General features: G+C 37.1%; 18 protein-coding genes. 1 reads left to right on the top strand and 17 read right to left on the bottom strand.

Annotated features, from left to right (window positions below; all coding sequences use genetic code 11):
- Positions 1-14: 14 nt before the first annotated feature.
- Positions 15-698, top strand: a complete 684-nt coding sequence (locus ACYQ3D_RS04035; RefSeq protein ID WP_459836500.1) for an N-acetylmuramoyl-L-alanine amidase family protein — start codon at positions 15-17, stop codon at positions 696-698.
- A 230-nt stretch (positions 699-928) separates the two neighbouring features.
- On the opposite strand, the gene sleB is transcribed toward ACYQ3D_RS04035, so the two are convergent.
- The 17 genes from sleB to ACYQ3D_RS04120 form a co-directional block, all read right to left on the bottom strand.
- Positions 929-1,759, bottom strand: a complete 831-nt coding sequence (gene sleB / locus ACYQ3D_RS04040; protein WP_459836502.1) for a spore cortex-lytic enzyme — start codon at positions 1,757-1,759, stop codon at positions 929-931.
- A gap of 173 nt (positions 1,760-1,932) precedes the next feature.
- Positions 1,933-2,868: a cell wall hydrolase gene (locus ACYQ3D_RS04045; protein ID WP_459836504.1), complete on the bottom strand. Its 936-nt coding sequence runs from the start codon at positions 2,866-2,868 to the stop codon at positions 1,933-1,935.
- A 29-nt stretch (positions 2,869-2,897) separates the two neighbouring features.
- A complete protein-coding gene (locus ACYQ3D_RS04050) occupies positions 2,898-3,737 on the bottom strand; it encodes a deoxyribonuclease IV (RefSeq protein ID WP_459836507.1) in 840 nt (279 codons plus the stop codon).
- Positions 3,738-3,820: 83 nt separating this feature from the next.
- Positions 3,821-5,929 (bottom strand): polyribonucleotide nucleotidyltransferase, encoded by a 2,109-nt coding sequence (pnp, locus tag ACYQ3D_RS04055; protein WP_459836509.1) that lies wholly within the window; start codon positions 5,927-5,929, stop codon positions 3,821-3,823.
- Between the two features lie 156 nt (positions 5,930-6,085).
- Positions 6,086-6,352, bottom strand: a complete 267-nt coding sequence (gene rpsO / locus ACYQ3D_RS04060; protein WP_459836511.1) for a 30S ribosomal protein S15 — start codon at positions 6,350-6,352, stop codon at positions 6,086-6,088.
- Between the two features lie 125 nt (positions 6,353-6,477).
- Complete coding sequence (locus tag ACYQ3D_RS04065; protein WP_459836513.1) at positions 6,478-7,392, bottom strand: bifunctional riboflavin kinase/FAD synthetase; 915 nt, start codon at positions 7,390-7,392, stop codon at positions 6,478-6,480.
- Positions 7,393-7,420: 28 nt separating this feature from the next.
- The gene (locus ACYQ3D_RS04070) at positions 7,421-8,395 is read right to left on the bottom strand and encodes a DHH family phosphoesterase (RefSeq protein WP_459836515.1); all 975 of its coding nucleotides are present in this window, start codon (positions 8,393-8,395) and stop codon (positions 7,421-7,423) included.
- Positions 8,382-8,741, bottom strand: a complete 360-nt coding sequence (gene rbfA / locus ACYQ3D_RS04075) for a 30S ribosome-binding factor RbfA (protein WP_459836518.1) — start codon at positions 8,739-8,741, stop codon at positions 8,382-8,384. The genes ACYQ3D_RS04070 and rbfA overlap by 14 nt, the downstream gene beginning before the upstream one ends.
- A 12-nt stretch (positions 8,742-8,753) precedes the next feature.
- Positions 8,754-10,715: a translation initiation factor IF-2 gene (gene infB / locus ACYQ3D_RS04080; protein WP_459836521.1), complete on the bottom strand. Its 1,962-nt coding sequence runs from the start codon at positions 10,713-10,715 to the stop codon at positions 8,754-8,756.
- Positions 10,716-10,739: 24 nt separating this feature from the next.
- A complete protein-coding gene (gene nusA / locus ACYQ3D_RS04085) occupies positions 10,740-11,789 on the bottom strand; it encodes a transcription termination factor NusA (RefSeq protein WP_459836523.1) in 1,050 nt (349 codons plus the stop codon).
- A 42-nt stretch (positions 11,790-11,831) separates the two neighbouring features.
- Positions 11,832-12,290 (bottom strand): ribosome maturation factor RimP, encoded by a 459-nt coding sequence (rimP, locus tag ACYQ3D_RS04090; protein ID WP_459836526.1) that lies wholly within the window; start codon positions 12,288-12,290, stop codon positions 11,832-11,834.
- 200 nt (positions 12,291-12,490) lie between these two features.
- Positions 12,491-16,777 carry a PolC-type DNA polymerase III gene (locus ACYQ3D_RS04095; protein ID WP_459836529.1) on the bottom strand — a complete coding sequence of 1,429 codons (4,287 nt, stop codon included), beginning with the start codon at positions 16,775-16,777 and terminating at the stop codon, positions 12,491-12,493.
- 13 nt (positions 16,778-16,790) lie between these two features.
- Positions 16,791-17,468 (bottom strand): MgtC/SapB family protein, encoded by a 678-nt coding sequence (locus tag ACYQ3D_RS04100; protein WP_459836532.1) that lies wholly within the window; start codon positions 17,466-17,468, stop codon positions 16,791-16,793.
- A 16-nt stretch (positions 17,469-17,484) separates the two neighbouring features.
- Positions 17,485-18,117, bottom strand: coding sequence for a glycosyltransferase family 2 protein (locus ACYQ3D_RS04105; RefSeq protein WP_459836534.1), 633 nt, complete (start codon positions 18,115-18,117; stop codon positions 17,485-17,487).
- Positions 18,118-18,151: 34 nt separating this feature from the next.
- On the bottom strand, positions 18,152-19,237 hold the full coding sequence (ispG, locus tag ACYQ3D_RS04110; RefSeq protein WP_459836692.1) for a flavodoxin-dependent (E)-4-hydroxy-3-methylbut-2-enyl-diphosphate synthase: 1,086 nt from the start codon (positions 19,235-19,237) through the stop codon (positions 18,152-18,154).
- A complete protein-coding gene (locus ACYQ3D_RS04115; RefSeq protein ID WP_459836537.1) occupies positions 19,225-19,809 on the bottom strand; it encodes an HD domain-containing protein in 585 nt (194 codons plus the stop codon). The genes ispG and ACYQ3D_RS04115 overlap by 13 nt, the downstream gene beginning before the upstream one ends.
- A 7-nt stretch (positions 19,810-19,816) precedes the next feature.
- Positions 19,817-20,218, bottom strand: coding sequence for a hypothetical protein (locus ACYQ3D_RS04120; RefSeq protein WP_459836539.1), 402 nt, complete (start codon positions 20,216-20,218; stop codon positions 19,817-19,819).
- Positions 20,219-20,228 lie beyond the last annotated feature (10 nt).

Below are 20,228 nucleotides of genomic sequence, written 5' to 3' on the forward strand. Positions count from 1 at the left end.
AAAGGATGGGGATAATGGAAAAAATTAGATTTTATTTTATCTCAATGCGCACTTTAATCTATAGTCTATTGTCAATTTTAATAGTTAGCTCCCTAATCAGTTGGGGACTTAACAGCCAACCGGTTACTACCTCTCAATTACAGAAAACAATAGTTATTGATGCTGGTCACGGTGGAATTGATCCGGGGACCCATAAAGAAGGTGTCTTAGAAAAAGATATCAACCTAGCAATTGCTCATAAATTAGTTCAAAAACTGGATAAAGGAAACATCAAACTGATTATGACTCGCAAAGAGGATAAGCTATACCAAGATGATCGCAATAAGGATATAATCCAGAGAGCTAAAATAGCTAACCAACAGGAGGTAGACCTACTAGTTAGTATTCATGTTAACAGTTTCCCTAGTGCTAATTCTTTTGGCGGGCAGACTTTTTATGCTGCTGAGGATAAAGAAAGTAAAAAATTAGCAGCAGCAATCCAAGAACAATTGATCAAAATTCAACCCGATAATTATCGCCAGATCAAAACTGGTTCCTACTATCTATTACGTAAGACTGATATTCCAGCAGTTATTGTCGAAGTTGGCTTTATCAGTAATCCGCAAGATCGCAAAAGAATCAATGATCCCCAAGAACAAGCCAAAATTGCTCAGGCAATTGCCCAAGGAATCATTAATTATCTCAATGATAATTTATAGTTATAAGCTGTGTGTCGTGTGCTGTGTGCTATCAGCTATCAGCTAATTCAAGCCCTTAAAATTCAAAATCTAAATCTTTAAAATTACTATATTCTAAAAATTTGAATTGTGTCTATGATTTTAAATTTGAACTGGCTGACGACACATAGCTGATAGCTCACGACTAATTATACTTTGCAAAAAATATTAGAGGGCCAACCGCAAAGTTGGCCCTCAGAATTATGATAACTTTAACCAGCAAAATAATGTTTACCGATCTTTTTAATTATATCTCTAGTATAGATCCAGTGGGAAGTTACTTTAACTGGATTATAATAAAAAACTGCTCTACCAGTAGGATCCCAACCCTGGACAGCATCTAAAGCAGCTTTTCTAGATCTTTGGTCAGGCTCTAACCAGAATTGTCCATTGTGAACTGCCGTGAAAGCCCAAGGTTGAAAAATAACTCCTTTAATTGTATCAGGAAATCTAGGATCTTCAACTCGATTCAAAATAACTGCTGCTACAGCAACTTGGCCAGTATAAGACTCCCCTCTAGCTTCAGAATAAACTGCCTTTGTCAACAAATCCAACTCCTGCTTTGATAAATCCAACCTAGTATAATTACCACTAGAAGAAGTACTAGATTTAGGAATTGTTAACTTTTGGCCAGGATAAATAGATTCCGACTGTAATCCATTAACTTCTTGTAGTGCTTGTACCGAAGTATTAAACTTATGAGCAATTTTAAATAAGCTATCACCAGACTGAACCTGATAATTATTATTTGTTACTTGTTTTAAATTTTGTATAGTATTCCACCCTGCAAGGCCATCAATAGTTAACTGCTGATCAATTTGAAATTCAATCACCGCATCTTCAGTCTGCCCCCCATAAAAACCATCAATTGCTCCCTGATAATGACCTACTGTCTGTAATTTCTGTTGTAATTTTTCTACATCTGCACCTGTATGCCTAAACTGTAATGTCCTAGCTCCTAAGGAAAGTGCATTAGCACTTGTTGTAAATAAGATTACTGCTAGTACAATCAAACTACATGTTACTTGTAACTTCTTAGACACTCACTGCACCTCCTTGCTTAATTGTTAAAATACTCCCTATAATGTTAATATAACAGCTTTCAATTAGCAATAGTAGTTACTGTAAAAAAAGAAGTAAATTACCTTACACACAATTCATAACACTATATCGCAATAAAAAAAGCCCTTTCTCTCCCCTAAGGAGAAAAAAGGACTTATTTAGCAAAAACATGATTTCCAATTTCAACAATTACTTCTCTAGTTTTAAACCACCACATATCCCGAGCCGTCTGGGGGTTATAAAAATACTGGGCCCCTCGAGTAGGATCTTTACCCTGTAAAACCGCTTTAGCTGCTTGATAGGCAGTCTCATCGGCCGATAATTTAATTTGACCATTAGCTACCGGAGTAAATTGATTTGGTTGATAAATTACCTTTTTTATAGTATCAGGAAAATAAGAACTAATTACTCTATTTAAAATAACAGCACCCACAGCAACTTGTCCAATATAGGATTCACCTCGAGCCTCACCATGAATTAACCTAGCCAATAAATCAATTTCTTGATCATTGATAGTATGATAGAGAACTTCTTTTTGACTTAAATTATTAATTGGTAATTCAATCTTATCTCCTTTTTGAATTACATTAGACTCCAGACCATTTAGCTTTTTTAACGTAGCTACACTAGTATTAAACTCATTAGCTAATTCATATAAGTTATCACCTGATTTAACATGATAACTTAACGTCCGCAACTGACTAACATCAACTTCACTTGACGGTTTCTTTTCAATCTTAACTTCATACTGCCCATTACAATTCAATTCATACTTTTCTAAATCACCTTGTGGTTGATAAAAAGAAAAGAAGAGCTGTTGGTCAGTCGATACCTTTTTAGTTGATACACTATGCCCCTGAGGAATGACTAATTCGTCTCCGTATCTAATAAATTCCTCTGGACCTAAGTCATTAACCTCTTTAATCTTATCTACAGTAACATCAAATCTATGTGCTAATTTAACTAAGGCATCTCCTTCTTGAACAGTATAGATTAATTTAACTTTAAAGCTAGGAGCTGCCTGACTTACTTGCTGGACTGTAAAAACTAACATCAGACATACCAATCCTACTAATAAAAACTTTTTCACAACCTCTAACCTCCCTTTTAGTAACTAAATTACTCCTTAAGACTACGCAAAGTAGCTAAATTCTGTTGATCGTCTCCTGCTTCATCAACTGGTGTTTCCAAAATAAAAGGCTTATCCTGTAATAAAGGGTGACAAATTAGATTCTTAAAACCAACTAATCCTATTTCTCCTTGCCCGATATGTTGGTGGCGATCTTTATTAGAACCTACTTCTCCTTGAGAATCATTAACATGGATGACTCCTAATTTTTCTAATCCAAAAGTAGAATCCAGATTAGTTACTAACTGATCAACCACTTCTTTATCTCTTAAATCGTAACCAGCTGCAAAACCATGACAAGTATCAAAACAAATTCCTAATTGATCTACATCATCCACATAAGTAAATATTCGGGCCAATTCTTCTCTGCTAGCCCCTACTGCAGTACCTCTCCCAGCTACATTCTCCAATAAAACCATTACTTCAGGATCTACTGCTGCTAAAACATTATCTAATGCTTGGCCTACTCTAGCAATTCCTGCTTCAATACCAGAACCAGTATGACTCCCCGGATGTAAAACAAGATAGTCAGCTCCTAATCTATCAGCTCGCCTAACTTCTTGCTTTAAAGCCTGCTGGGATTTAGCATACAAATCCTCTTTAGGTGAAGCTAAATTCAATAAATAAGGTGTATGAATCACTAAAGGTTGTAGCTTATATTTTGCTAAATTATCCTGTAACTGTTCTACTTCTGTAGCTTCTATTTCTCTAGCCTTCCAACCACGCGGATTACTAGAGAATATCTGTAAAGTAGCACACTCTAAATCAGCTGCTCTTTGAGCTGCCTGGTCAAAACCATCCGAAATAGAAGTATGGACTCCAAATTTCACTTTATCACCTCTTAATTATACTAAAAAAGAAAACAAAAAACATAAACCAGAATAACTCCAGTTTATGTTTTATAGGACTTATTTTAATTATCTTCTGCTTCACTTAAAGCTTGCTTCCGAGATAGACTAATTCTATCCCGATCATCAATATCAATTACCTTAACTAATAACTCATCACCTTTTTCTACTATATTCTCCACATCTTTAACATGGCGATCAGCTAATTCAGAGATATGAAGTAATCCTTCCTTACCAGGAGCAACTTCTACAAAGGCACCAAAATCTGTAGTTCGTTTCACTTGGCCCATATGATAATCTCCTACTTCAATCTCTTTAGTCAACTCTTCTATTATCTGTTTAGCTTCTTGACCACTAGTTTGGTCAGCAGCAGAAATATAAATTGTACCATCATCTTCAATATCAATATCAACTCCTGTTTCATCAATAATCCCCTTGATAGTCTTACCACCTTTACCAATTACATCTTTAATCTTATCTTCATCAATCTCAAGAGTCATAATTGCAGGAGCATGTTCAGATTTTTCTTGTCGTGGTTGATCAATAGTTTCTAACATTTTATCTAAAATATGAAGTCTACCTTCTCTAGCCTGCTGTAGACCCTGCTCTAAGATATCAGTAGAGATCCCTTCGATCTTAATATCTAATTGTAAAGCAGTAATTCCCTCTTTAGTTCCCGCTACTTTAAAGTCCATATCTCCATTATGGTCTTCAATACCTTGGATATCAGATAAAATAGCTATTTCATCATCACGTTTAATTAAGCCCATAGCAATTCCTGCTACTGGTGCTTTAATAGGAACTCCAGCATCCATTAAAGCTAATGTACTACCACAGATACTAGCTTGGGAAGTGGAACCATTAGAGGATAAAACTTCAGAAACTAATCGCAGCGTATAAGGAAATTCATCACTATTAGGAATCATTGGTCGTAAAGCTCTTTCTCCTAGTGTACCATGACCAATCTCTCTTCTACCTGGGGATCTTAGCGGATTAGTTTCTCCAACACTATACGGTGGGAAGTTATAATGATGCATATACCGCTTGGACTCTTTCTCCTCTAGCCCATCTAATACCTGCTCGTCACCTACAGCACCTAGAGTAGCTACTGTTAAAGCTTGAGTTTGACCACGAGTAAAGACACCAGAACCATGAGCGCGAGGTAGTAAATCAACATCGCTCCAAATAGAACGTACCTCGTCCAAGTCACGACCATCAATTCGTGTTCCTTCTTCCATAACTAAATTGCGAATTGCCTCTTTACTAATCTGGTCTAAAGTCTCACTAACTGCTTGTTTAATTTCTTCTAAATCTTCAGCTTCATCATATTTATCAACAAAATGATTTGTAGTTTCTTCTTTAACTTGGTCTACTTGTTGATCACGAGTTGCTTTATCCTTAGTCTGGAGAGCTTCTTTCATGCTATCTCCTACATACTCTCTTACTTCTGTAGCAATCTCTGGTCTATCTACAATCTCTAGATCAACATCAGCCTTTTCTTTACCGATCTGAGCTACCATTTCCTGCTCTAATCTCACAATCTCTTGTACAGACTGGTGACCAAAATCAATAGCTTCTATAATTTCTTCTTCCGGTACCTCATTAGCACCTGCTTCAACCATCATTACTGCTTCTTCAGTACCTGCTACTGTTAAATCTAATTCGCTTTCTTTCATCTGCTCAATACTAGGATTAATAATATATTCTCCCTCAATTAATCCTACCTTAACCCCTGCAATTGGCCCGTCAAAAGGAATATCAGAAATAGATAACGCAGCAGAAGCACCAATCATTGCTGCAATATCAGGAGCATTATCAGAATCCACTGATAAAACAGTAGCAATCACTTGGACATCATGTCTAAAACCTGTTGGAAATAAAGGTCGGAGTGGTCGATCAATCAACCGAGCTGTTAAAGTAGCAGCATCACTTGGTTTCCCCTCTCGTTTAATAAAACCACCAGGAATTTTACCTGCAGCATATAACCTTTCCTCATAATTAACCATCAGCGGAAAATAATTAATTCCTGGTCGGGGATCAGACATAGTAGCTGTTACTAACACAACTGTATCCCCATAACGTACCAGCACAGACCCATTAGCCTGTTGAGCTAAATCACCTGTTTCAATTGTTAAGTTAGCTCCACCTAACTCCATTGACCATTCATTAGCCATAAATTTATCTCCTTTCTAAAGAATATTCACACTTTTAGTATTCGAGGCTACTCAATCTTAATATACATTCTAACTGGTGAAAAAGTATTTATAATATGTAAATACTATAGTTACTAAAACATAAGAGCGGGAAATCCCGCCCTTACTAAACCCAGCCTAGCCTCTAATATCCAATTTATCAATTAGCTCTCGATAGGCTTCAACATCATTCTTTTGTAAGTAACTTAATAATTTCTTTCTCTTCCCTACCTTCTGCATCAAACCACGTCGAGAATCATGATCTTGGTGATGATCCTCTAAATGGTCAGTCAATTCTTCAATTTCAGCTGTTAGTAAAGCAATTTGGACTTGAGAAGAACCAGTATCATTTTCATGAGTTCCGTACTCAGCAATAATTTCTTGCTTTTGTGCTTCAGATAACATCTTGTCACCTCCTTATTTTGTCTAAGCCCCAATTTACCAAGTCAATTATCGGAGGACTAATTAACCTAGTAAATGGTTAACTTCAGATTAAATTTTAACATATTAATTTGCAAAAGTAAACCTGATTAATCAAAATTCAGTATCTTTTTTGCTTCGATAATATCTTGCTCAATCTGAGTTATCAATTCCTGACTAGTATTATACTCTTTTTCCGGTCTAATCCGCTCCACAAATTCCAACTCCAGTTGTTTGTCGTAAATATCTGCTGCAAAATCAAATAAATGAACTTCAATAGTAAACTTCTCTTCAGCAAAAGTGGGACTCAAACCTAAATTAACTACCCCAGAATAAAAATCACCTGCCCAATGTACTCGACAAGCATACACTCCAGTCGGTGGAAGAGCATAATCTACAACTGGTTTTAGATTAGCAGTTGGAAAACCTAATTCTCGCCCGCGTTGCTTACCTGATACTACTGTACAATCCAGAGCAAAATTTCTACCTAATTGCTCTCTAGCCCCTGCTAGATCACCTGCTGTAATCAGCTCTCTAATATTGGTACTACCTATTTCCTGCCCAGCTATCTTCACTGCTGGTACAGCTTGTACTTCAAATCCTAACTCAGCTCCTAAATCAGCTAGTTTAGCTGGAGTTCCTTGGCCTTGCTGGCCACAACTAAAGTCCTCTCCTACAATAATCTCTGCTAGAGGAACTTGACGGTGCAAACTAGTTATAAATTCTTGGTAAGAAAGCTGAGCAAACTCAGTAGTAAACTCCTGGCAAATAATCTTATCTATTCCTAACTTTTTAATCTGCTCTTTTTTCTGGGGCCAACTAGTTAATTTAGCTGGAGCTTCTTCCGGACCTACTACTGCCAACGGATGAGGCTTAAAAGTAAATAAGACACTTGTTCCTCCTAATTGGTTAGCCTTTGTAACAGCCAACTCAATTATCTTTTGGTGTCCTAAGTGTACCCCATCAAAGGTACCTAAATTAATTACTACCGGAGAATCGAATTTGCAACTAGAAAGTATGTCCATCTCATTGCCACCTTTCTCGCAACTACTACTATATTGCTAACGCCTCTTGTAAAGCTGTAATTACTTTTGTTTCTGCTTCCTCTAAACTAACCTCTAATAGACAACCAGCAGCTCTAGGATGGCCCCCACCAGAAAACTGATGAGCTACTTGATTAACTGGTAAAAAAGTATTCGAACGAAGACTAACTTTAATCTCTTCTGGAGCTTGTTCTTTAAATAAGACTCCTACTTCAGCTCCTGCTAAACTTCTAGGATAACCTACTAGTCCTTCAGTATCATCCCAAGTAGCACCTGTTTCCTCTAATAGTTCCTGATCAACTTTAAGCCAAGCGATCTGGCCTGTTTGATCAGTCTGTAAATTTTGTAACACAGCCCCTCGTAATTTTAAACTCTCGTAGGAGTTAGTGCCAAATACTTTTCGGGCAATATATGATGTATCAACCTCATACTTTAGTAAATCAGCCATAATTTGATGGGTTTGAGCAGTTGTATTAGCATAACGAAAAGAACCAGTATCAGTTAATAAACCAGTTGCTAATGCCTGAGCTAAGGCAGGAGTTAAATTCACCTGGGACATAGCTGTTACTAGCTGATAAACTATTTCTGCTGTAGCTGCCACTTCTTGAACTAAATTATAGTCCCCAAAGTAAGTATTATCCTGATGATGGTCAAGATTAATCACTGGTTGACCAGCAATTAACTCTGCTACTGCTCCCACTCTGTCCTGATTGCTAGCATCTAAAATACAAACCACATCATAATCAAAATCCAAGGCTGGACTATACTCTACAATTTGATCAATAGCAGGTAAAAAGGAAAAACAGTCCGGGATAGTATCAGCCAATACTACCTGGACTTCCTTTCCTATCTGCTCTAAAATTAACTTAAGTGCTAAAGTTGAACCTAGATTATCACCATCTGGGCCAATATGACTAGTTAACAAGAAGCTATCTTCTTCTTTAATAAACTGAATAATCTCAGCTAAAGAGTTATTCTGTTTCATCCTCAGGCTCCTCATCAATATCTTCTAAAATCTCAAAGATACGTGCCCCGCGCTCTATTGAGTCGTCATATCTAAAGATAACCTCAGGCGTATGACGCAGTCTGATTCTTTGACCTATCTCTGTTCTAACAAATCCTTCTGCTGATTGTAGAGCTTCCATAGTTTCCTCTTTATCATCGTCACCTAAAATACTAACAAAGATTTTAGCATGGCGTAAATCACCAGAAACTTCCACATCAGTAACTGATACAAATCCAATTCGAGGGTCTTTCATCTCTCGTTGTAACAAATCACTAACTTCTTCTTGGATTAATGATGCTACTCTTTGTTGGCGATGATGTCCCATTTATATCAGCTCCTATAAAGTTCTCTTAACTGCTTTTAGTTTATAAACTTCTAACACATCTCCTACTTTAATATCATTATAATCTTCAATTCCTACACCACATTCATATCCTTCAGCCACTTCCCGAACATCATCTTCAAAACGCTTTAAAGAACTAATAGTTCCATCATGAATAATCTGATTATCTCTTAGTAATCTTATCTTAGCATTGCGATTTATTTTTCCTTCTGTAACATAAGTTCCCGATATGATTCCTACCCCAGGAACTTTAATGGTATCCCTCACTTCAGCTCGACCAATCACTACTTCTTTGTAATCAGGGTCTAATAATCCTTCCATAGCATCTTTAACATCTGAAATTGCCTCATAAATAACTTGATAAGTCCTAATATCTACGCCTTCTTTTTCTGCTATTTTACGAGCTGCACTACCAGGTCGCACATTAAAGCCGATAATAATTGCTCTAGAAGCAGAAGCTAACATAACGTCAGTCTCAGAGATAGCACCTACTCCTCCATGAACTGTATTAACCTGTACTTCATTAGTACTTAATTGAACTAGTGATTCTTTAACAGCCTCTACTGTTCCTTGGACATCAGCTTTAATTACTACATTTAATTCTTTAATCTCACCTTTTTGGATTTGGTCAAATAAATCATCTAAACTAACAGCTGCCTTACGCTTTAAATCTTCAACTCGTTTTTGATCCTGTCGTCTTTCAGCAATCTTTCTTACTTGTTGATCATCTTCTAATACTTCCAAGAGATCTCCTGCACTTGGTACCTCAGATAAACCTAATACTTCTACTGGAGTAGCCGGACCAACTTCCTCTACTCTATTACCATGATCATCAATCATAGCCCTTACTCTACCATGAGCTAAACCAGCTACTATAGCATCTCCGACCTGTAAAGTACCATTCTTAACTAAAACAGTAGCTACTGGACCACGACCACGATCAAGCTCAGCTTCTACAATCACTCCATTAGCCTTCCGATTAGGATTAGCTGTTAACTCTTCCATTTCAGAAGTCAATAAGATCATCTCTAGCAATTCATCTAAATTCTCTTGCTTAAGAGCAGAAACAGGAACACAAACAGTATCACCACCCCATTCTTCTGGTACTAAACCATGCTGGGTTAATTCCTGTTTAACTTGTTCCGGTTGAGCATTTGGTTTATCAATCTTATTAATAGCTACAATAATAGGCACTTCAGCAGTTTGAGCATGATTAATTGCTTCTACTGTCTGCGGCATAATACCATCATCAGCACTAACTACCAAAATAGCAATATCCGTTGCTTGTGCTCCTCGAGCTCGCATCTGCGTAAAGGCTTCATGACCTGGTGTATCCAAGAAAGTAATTCTATCCCCATCAATTGTTACCTGATAGGCACCAATATGTTGAGTAATTCCTCCTGCTTCACTAGCAGTTACATTACTCTCCCTAATAGCATCTAAAAGAGTAGTTTTTCCGTGGTCAACATGCCCCATTACTGTAACTACTGGTGATCTTACTTCCAAATCAGCCGGATCATCTTCAATATCACTAATCAATCCAAATACATCATCACTATCTTCTTCTTCTGAAGTAACATTTTTAACTTGATAACCATATTCATCTGCTATCTCTTCAATAGTCTCCAGGTCAAGTTCCTGGTTAATAGTAGCCATGATCCCAGAACTAATTAATTCAGTCATTAAAGAATTAGGAGCTATATCCAATTCTTCAGCTAATTCTTTAACTGTCAGAGTATCTTCAATTTCAATTAAATTATCAGCTTCTGTAGTCTCTTTTGCTTCTTCCTCTTCTTCCTCTTCCCCAAAGATCATTTCAGTAACTAACTCTGCCGTATCTTTATCTATTGTATTCATGTGACTATCAACTTCTTCTCCTAAATCCTGTAACATCGCTATCAATTCTTTACTATCTAATCCTAATTCATCAGCTAACTCATGGATTCTAACACCCATAAATTAACACCTCCATATATAGTTTTAAGCTAATTCATCTTCAACTTGCGATTCACTTTTGATATCAATCTTCCAACCTGTTAATTTAGCAGCTAATCTAGCATTTTGTCCTTGCTTGCCAATAGCCAATGATAATTGGTGATCAGGTACTATTACTTCTGCTACATCTTCATCCTCATTCGCTGTTACCTTAACTACTTCCGCTGGACTCAAAGCATTAGCTACAAATTCTTTAATATCCGAACTCCACTCTACAATATCTATCTTTTCTTCGCTTAACTCAGTTACAATTGCTCTAACTCGAGAGCCATTAGGACCTACATAGGAACCTATAGGATCAACATTATCATCTGCAGCATAGACTGCTATCTTAGAACGTTCCCCAGCTTCTCGGGCAATTGATTTAACTTCTACTGTGCCATCCTGAATCTCAGGAACTTCTATCTCAAATAACCTTTTTAATAAACCAGGATGAGTCCGGGAAACTAAGATATTTGGCCCCTTAGTCGTCTGTTCTACTTCTACAATATAAACTTTAAGACTATCATTAGGCCGATAAATTTCTCCATCAATTTGTTCTCTAGGAATTAATAAAGCTTCCGTTCGGCCTAAATCAACAATTACATTATCCTTCTGACATCTTTGGATAGCCCCATTAACAATATCACCTTCACGCGTGATAAACTCCTCATAAACAATCTCTCGTTCTGCTTCTCTAATCCGCTGAATAACTACTTGTTTTGCTGTTTGAGCAGCAATCCGCCCAAAATTACTAGGAGTAGCCTCTAATTTAATTATATCTCCTAGTTCACACTGAGGATTCTCTTTTTTAGCTTGCGCTAGAGAGATTTCTTGTTCCTCATTCTCTACCTCTTCTACTACCTTCTTTTGCGAGTAAACCCGTACCTCACCCGTATCTTCATTAATTTCAATTTCAGCATTTTCTTTGGAACCATGACCACTTTTATCATAAGCAGACTTAAGAGCTGCCTTAAGGCCACTTAATAATTTTTCCTTCGGAATACCTTTGTCTTTCTCTAAATCATCTAGTGCCTGGATTAACTCTATATTCATTTAAAATTCCTCCTCCAGCAAATTTCAGAGCACTTTAGTATTCTAAAATTCAACTGCTAATTTAGTCTGAGCAACTTTAGACCGGGGGATTAGAACTTCTTCTCCATCCACCTGCAACTTAACATTTCCCTCTTCTAGACCTAACAATTCTCCTTCCCAGTTCTTCTCTCCCTTAACAGGAGCATATGTAGAAACTTCAACAGTTTCTCCGCTAAACCGAACAAAGTCCTCCTTATCTTTAAGCGGACGATCAAGACCAGGGGAAGAAACTTCTAGTATATAAGAGTGATCAATTGGATCTTCTATATCCAGTTGAGTACTTAACTCCTCACTAATTGCCTGACAGTCTTCTAAAGCTACTCCTTCTTCTTTATCAACTAGAACTCTTAAGATCCAGTTTTCTCCTTCTTTTTGGTATTCAACATCAACCAACTCTAAACCTTCAGTAGCTACAATAGGTTCAGCTAAATCTATTACAATATCCTTTACTTGGCGTCCCATTTTTAACCTCCTTATTTTAAAATATCTGATCTAAGGTCTTTTATCTTAATTATTTCCAGATTAATCTTTTTTATTAATATCAGTTTTATTAATATCAGTCGAAATATACATGACTAAAGAGTGGGCCAAGACCCACTCTCGCCTACAGATCCATATATTTTCATTACTATTTTAGCATATTACTAACTATTTTGCAACCATTAGCCAAAGAGGGATAACTGATTAGTCTCTGGTAAATCATCTAAACAACCATGTAATCTTAAAGCTTCAATTACTGTCTTACTAGCAGCAGCTCGATTCTTTAAATTCTCTATTGAAGTATACTCTCCCTCTGCTTTAGCATCTACTAAATTTTGAGCAGCACTGCTACCTATACCATCTAAACTAATAAAGGGAGGGCGTAATAATCCTTCTTCAGTCATTGTAAATTTGTAGGCTAGAGAATCATATAAATCAACAGGAGCAAATTCAACCCCTCGAGCTAATGCTTCCACTACAATCTGTAATATTTTTCTTGTTCTATTATCTTTAGCTGTAGCATCATTGCCTTTAGCTTTAATTTCTTGGATTTGCTCTTCTACATGCTCTCGACCTTGAATTACAATTTGAGCATCAAAATCAGAAGCTTTAATTGTAAAGAAAGTAGTATAAAAAGCCTTAGGATAATGCACCTTAAAGTAGGCAATTCTAAAGGCCATCATTACATAAGCAGCAGCATGAGCTTTAGGGAACATATAATTGATCTTTTTACAAGACTCAATATACCAGTTCGGGACATCATTTTCCCGCATAGTCTGTTCTTCTTCCTCTGTAAGTCCTTTTCCTTTTCTAACATGCTCCATAATCCAAAAGGCCTGAGAAGGTTCTACTCCTTTCTGGAGTAAATAATTCATAATATCATCCCGAACAGAAATAACTTCTGCTAATTCTGCTGTCCCTGATCTAATTAAATCCTGAGCATTATTCAACCAGACATCAGCTCCATGGGATAAACCACTGATCCGGACTAATTCAGCAAAAGTTGCCGGCCTTGTCTCCCGGAGCATACCTCTTACAAACTGAGTTCCAAACTCAGGAATCCCTAAAGTTCCTAATTTAACTCCAGCCTCTTCTTCAGTTACTCCCAATGGTTCGATACTGGAGAAAATACTCATAGTTTCTTCATCATCTAGTGGTATTTCTTTCGGGTCAACTCCAGTAAAATCTTGGAGCATCCGAATACTTGTCGGATCATCATGACCCAAAATATCTAACTTAAGGATTCGACCACTAATTGAATGATAATCAAAGTGAGTAGTTAATGTATCACTATCTAGATCATTAGCTGGTCGCTGAATAGGCGTAAAATCATGAATATCTTTATTCTGGGGCACAACCATCAAACCGCCAGGGTGTTGTCCGGTAGTTTTTTTAACCCCTGTACATCCATCTGATAGACGGTCAATCTCTGCTTGGCGTAAGGATAAATCATTATCCTCCATATGACCTTTAACAAAACCATAAGCTGTCCGATCAGCAATAGTAGAAATAGTTCCTGCTCTATATACATATTCTTCTCCAAATAACTCTTCGGTATACTGATGAACTTCAGGTTGGTATTCACCGGAAAAGTTAAGATCAATATCTGGAACCTTGTCCCCTTCAAAACCTAAAAAGACTTCGAAAGGAATATCATAACCATCCTTAATCAAGAAAGCACCACACTCAGGACAATCTTTATCTGGTAGATCAACCCCTACTCCTACTGATCCATCAGTAAAGAAGTTAGCATGTTTACACTCGGGACATCTATAATGAGGTGGAAGCGGATTAACTTCCGTAATATCGGTCATTGTAGCTGCAAAAGAAGAACCAACTGAACCTCTAGAACCTACTAGATAACCATCACTTAAAGACTTTTTAACTAATTTATGAGAGATCAAATAAATCACAGCATAACCATTACCAATAATTGAATCTAATTCACTTTCTAATCTATCGACTACTAAATCAGGTAATGGGTCACCATACCACTCCCGAGCTTTGTTGTAGGCCATCTGTCTGATCTCTTCTTCAGCCCCCTCAATTTCTGGGGTAAATAATCCATCTGGTACTGGTTTAACTTCCTCTATCCCCTCATAGATCTGGCGTGGATTATCAACTACTAGTTCCTGGGCTTCTTCCGAGCTAAAGTAATCAAATTCAGCTAGCATTTCTTCTGTAGTCCGCAAGTATAAAGGTGGCTGGTTAGCAGCATCATCAAAACCTTGTCCTTCCTTTAAAACTCTTCTGTAGACATCGTCTTCAGGATTTAAAAAGTGGACATCACCAGCAGCTATCACTGGTTTACCTAATCGGTTACCTAACTCATAAATTTTACGATTAATCTCCTGTAATTCCTCGTGAGAATCAACTTCTCCCTTGGCCAATAAAAACTGATTATTACCTAACGGCTGGACTTCTAAATAATCATAGAATTTAGCTAATTCAACTAGTTCATCCTCCGATTTACCATGTAATATAGCCTTATAAAGTTGACCTGCTTCACAAGCTGAACCAATAATCAGCCCTTCTCGTTTTTTCAATAATTCGCTTTTTAAAATCCGAGGCACCCGGTGAAAATTATTGATATGAGACTGAGAAACTAACTGGTATAAATTTTTGAGACCTTGTTGATTCTTAACTAAGATTGTCGTATGATAGGGATGCATCCTTTTATAGTCAATCTCACTAGTTAATTGATTAATTTCAGTCAGCTTAGTAATTTCTTCCTCAGTAGCTAAGTCTATTAGCTCCAATAATATCTCAGCAGTTACCTGAGCATCATCATCAGCTCGATGGTGATTAGCTAAGTCTTTATTAAATCTAGCAGCTAATTTTTTTAATTTATGGCTCTTCATCTCAGGCAGTAAAGCTCGAGATAAATCCAAGGTATCAAGAGCTGAATTAGCTAACTCTGGGTGATTTAATCTCCGCAACTTATCCTCAATAAAACCTAAATCAAAAGATAAATTATGAGCTACTAGAGTAGCCTCCCCTACAAAATCCAAAAACTCAGGCATTATGTCTTCTAAGCTAGGAGCATCAGCCACCATCTCTTGTTTAATACCTGTTAATTCCACAATTTCTTGTGGTATCTCTTCTTCAGGTTGCACAAAAGTCTGATAAGTATCACTTATCTGGCCTGCAACAATCTTAGTAGCTCCAATTTCTATAATCTCATCCCGGTGGGGATTAAAACCTGTTGTTTCTAGATCAAATACAACATAAGTTGCTTCCTCTAAAGATTGTTCAACTGGATTAAGGATAATTGGTTCTCCATCATCTACTAGATAGGCCTCTAACCCATAAATTAATTTAATATCTTTATCCTGAGCTGCATTATAAGCCTCAGGAAAAGATTGGACTACTCCATGATCAGTAATAGCAATAGCAGGATGGCCCCATTCAGCGGCCTGTTCTATAGCATCTTCTACATCTAGTACTGAATCCATATCACTAATTTTAGTGTGTAAATGTAACTCAGCCCGTTTTGTATCTGCTTCATCGACCCGCTGGGGAGCTGAACTAGATACTACACTATTAGGCTTCAGCATTAACTCCTGATCATAAGTATCAAATTCAACCTTTCCTGCTACTTTAACCCACGCTCCAGTGCTAACTTTACTAGCCAAATCCTGATCTTGATCTTCAAATAACTTAACAGTAATAGAATTAGTCCCATCAGTAACAGCAAACATAACTAGTTTGCTACCACTTTGTAGTTCTTTGATTTCTGTAGTAAAAATTTCTCCCTTGATTACTATATTTCGTAATTCACCTGTAATTTCAGCTATAGAAACAGGCTCTTGCTTGATCTTGCCTCCTAGCCAAACACTACCAGCGGATTGGCCCCTAGCTGGAGCTCCTTCTTCCTGGTGAGCAATAGTTTCTACTAGGCTATCCATATAAGCTTCTGTTTCCTGGGCCTGTTGATTAGCTAATTGAGTCGATTCCTCTTGAAAATCACCTGTCACAAACTCCACTGTTACCTGTTTTTGGTAATCTCTTGCTAGAATCTGAGCTAAAACTCGATCACAACGATTACTTTCTAAAGCATCAACTGCTATTTCATTTTCCACTTCTACTTCCAATTTATTACCCTTTATCTGCCAGTTTGATAAAGACAACCAGCCATTAGTTTGCGGACATTCCTGCTTTATTTGCTTGATCAATTGTTCCCAATTATTCTCTAGAATCACTTCTAAAGGTAAATCAGGATCATAATACTCAATCTGATACTCTAAAGTTCCTATTGTAAAGAATTCCTCTCCTAACTCCTCAAGTTCTGTAGTAATCTTGATCCCCTCAGGAACTTTTAACTGCAGGGTACAAGTTTTAGTAGCAATATCAACTTCCACCGAGTTAAACCTAATCTTATCCACTAACTGATTACTAGACTCGACTTTCTTTTTCAGTTGCTTACAGAATGGATTATTCTGATCAGGCTTAATTATAACCTGTGTCATGCTTATCTCTCCTTTAGTCAACCTTTTCCAGCTGAATTTCAATAACACTATTTAATTTAGTTAACAGAGTAATTAATTGATTTCTAGCTAACTGTTTAGGTTTTTTAATAGTTAAATTAAGATAAAAATTCGGTTCATCATATACTTGTTCAATACTAATATCTTTAATGACCACATCATTCTCAGTTAGGACTGACCCAATCTTACCTAAATTACCTGGTTGATCAAAAATTTTAATCCGTAATACATAATTAAGCTGAATATTATATAATTTCCGTTCTACTTTACTTAACAAAGTCAAAGTTATAATTACTAATAAAGTAGCTACAGTTGCACTAGTATACAAGCCAGCTCCTAGAGCAAGACCAACTCCAGCAACTGCCCATAACCCTGCTGCAGTAGTAAGCCCTTTGACTGAAAAGCCTTCTCGAATAATTGTTCCCGCCCCTAAAAAGCCTATTCCACTAACAACTTGAGCTGCAATTCGGCCTGGATCAACTTGAGGATAATTAAACATTAAATGAATTCTAATAGAAACAATCATAATCAAAGTAGAACCAACTGAAACTAAAATGTTCGTTCTAAAACCAGCTGGTCTAGAGCTTCTCTCTCGCTCTAAACCAACTAAACCTCCTAATAAACACGCTAAAAACAATCTAGTTACTATCTGTTGAATACTTATTATCGTCACCTCTACTCTAACTCACTTATAAATCATTGGAGAGATTCTTAATTATCTCCCAGTACATCTTTAACCTAGCTTTGATTCCTTTAACCAGACCTAATTTTTCTTCTTTCATTCTATGGGTTAAATCCTCTAATTCAACTTCTGTGATCTGAATATCATTATCTGTAACATACTTAGTTAAAGCTACCTCAACTCCAAACTTAGTCATATCTAAATTTGATATATTTTCTAATAATTCACTTTTAATAGCTCGTTGGCCGGATAAAAAAGGAGTAATCTTTTGCGCTAAATCTGTAGCTACTCTCCCCGCACTAAAAACCCCTACTGTCATTGCTGCTTCATCTTTGATTACTGGCAATAAAAGTTGGTCAATATGTTGAGGAGTCAACCCCAGTAAATCAGCATCTAAAAATAAAATAACATCAGCTTCAGCAAGATCAATCCCTTTTTGCATTGCTGCTCCCTTGCCTGAATTTTCTGCTAATTCTATTACATTAGCTCCTTTGGTTTTAGCTATAGCGGCAGTAGCATCTTCTGAACCATCACTAACAACAATCACTTCCTCAATCAATTGATGGTTGCTAACTTTAGTTACTACATCCCCGATAGTCTCTTCTTCATTATAGGCAGGGATCACTGCCGTAATTAACATTTCTTCTACCTCCTAGCACACAGAAAATGGATTTTTAATTGTCAATTATCTTATATACTTCCTCCATTAATTCATCAATCAATTTATCTCCTGGTACCTTCTTTAAAATTTCTCCTTCTTTAAAGATCAACCCTTCCTGGTGACCACCAGCAATCCCAATATCTGCTTCTCTTGCTTCCCCTGGGCCATTAACTGCACAACCCATAACTGCAACTTCTAGTGGTTGATCTAGACTAGCCAGGCGTTCTTCTACTTGATTAGCAATCTCTACTAGCTCTATCTGGCAGCGACCACAGGTAGGACAGGAAACTAACCGAGGACCCTTATCTCTTAAACCTAAAGATTTAAGAATCTCATAACCTACTTTAACCTCTTCTACTGGATCACCAGTTAAGGAAATCCGAATAGTATCTCCTAACCCCTGGGCCAAAATACTACCTACTCCTACAGCCGATTTAATAGCACCTGACCTAACTGTTCCTGCTTCAGTAATTCCTACGTGCAAAGGATAATCCACTTGATTGGCCATCTGCTGGTAGGCTTTAATAGTCATCATTACATCAGAAGCCTTCAGAGAAATAATAATATCCTCAAAAGCAAATCTTTCTAGCATTTCAATATGCTCTAAAGCACTTTCTACCATTGCCTCAGCAGTAGGATGACCGTACTTAGCTAGTAATTCCTGATCCAATGATCCAGCATTAACTCCTACCCTAATAGGCACTTCTTGGCGAGCTGCCTCTAAAGCTACCTGCTTAACTTTATCGACTCCACCAATATTGCCCGGATTAATCCGTAAACCAGCAATCCCTCGTTCTAATACTTCCAAAGCTAACTGGTGATCAAAATGGATATCAGCTATTAAGGGAATCTCGATTTTAGACTGAATCTGGTCTACCTTAGTAGCTGCTTGATAGTCAGGAATTGCTACTCGTACTAACTCGCAACCTACTTCCTCTAATCTTTTAATTTGCCTAACTGTTGCCTCTACATTTCTAGTATCTGTATTAGTCATTGACTGAATAGAGATAGGAGCAGTCCCACCAATAGTAACCTCTCCTATCTGAACTGATTTAGTCTGCTTCTTCATCGTCTCCCTCCAGACTCTTACTGGTTCAATTTACATTTATTCTGCCAATCACACTGTTGACAAATATTTTGATTATACTTAATATGCCTATGTACTAACATATCAAGCCTTCTGACTCTTTGTAAAGCTTCCATAAAATTAATTTTAACCTGGTGGTGTTCGCCACCTTCCTGTTTATCTAGGTCATCAGCTTGACTGATGACCTCCTGTAAAGAAGTTAACTCCACATTCTTATTAACAGGACTAGAACTACTATGGAATAGAATAGACAAAGCAATATCTCGAGCTTTACCTAAGTCTTCTCCCTTTAAAGTTAGTAATTCATGAGCCCGCTCGGCTCCCTTAATTGTATGAATATCAAATTCTCTATAAGATTCATAATCCCATTCACCTTGGCTTTCCCAACTAGTATGCCCAATATCATGTAATAACCCAGCTTTAGTAGCTAAATCAACACATACTCCATTATCAATTGCTAACTCAAATGCATTTTCTGTAGTAGATACTACATGAGCATAACCAGCTTTAGGTAGGTGTTTTTTAGCTACACTATCAGTTAATAAAGTTTCTAAAGTAACGTATTCTTCAAAAATACTATTCACCTCCTAGCTAACGACCTGCACAATCATCACATAAACCATCATTTCTTTGTACCTGAGCTCTTGCTTCTTTTCCACATTCGCGACAATTAGTCCCCATTAATTCAAAACATTTTTCACAAAAACCATGTTGCCTAGCAAAATCAGGATCAGCTGTACCACAAATACGACAGACACAGTCCTTACAATATCCATCATTTTCCTGCACTTGTTTAGGTGCTACTTTACCACAGCCCTTACAAGCATACTTTCCTTCTTTTTTTTGTCTTAAATTTTCTACACAGTCTTCACAGATATTAGCGTGCTTAAGAATCCTTACTTGGGTCGCTTCCGACCCACATATTCTACAATATCTTTCTGCCTGACGACCACTTACTTGATTAGGATCTAACCACTTATCCTTTTGGCCCATAACTATCACC

Source organism: Halanaerobaculum tunisiense, assembly GCF_054657635.1.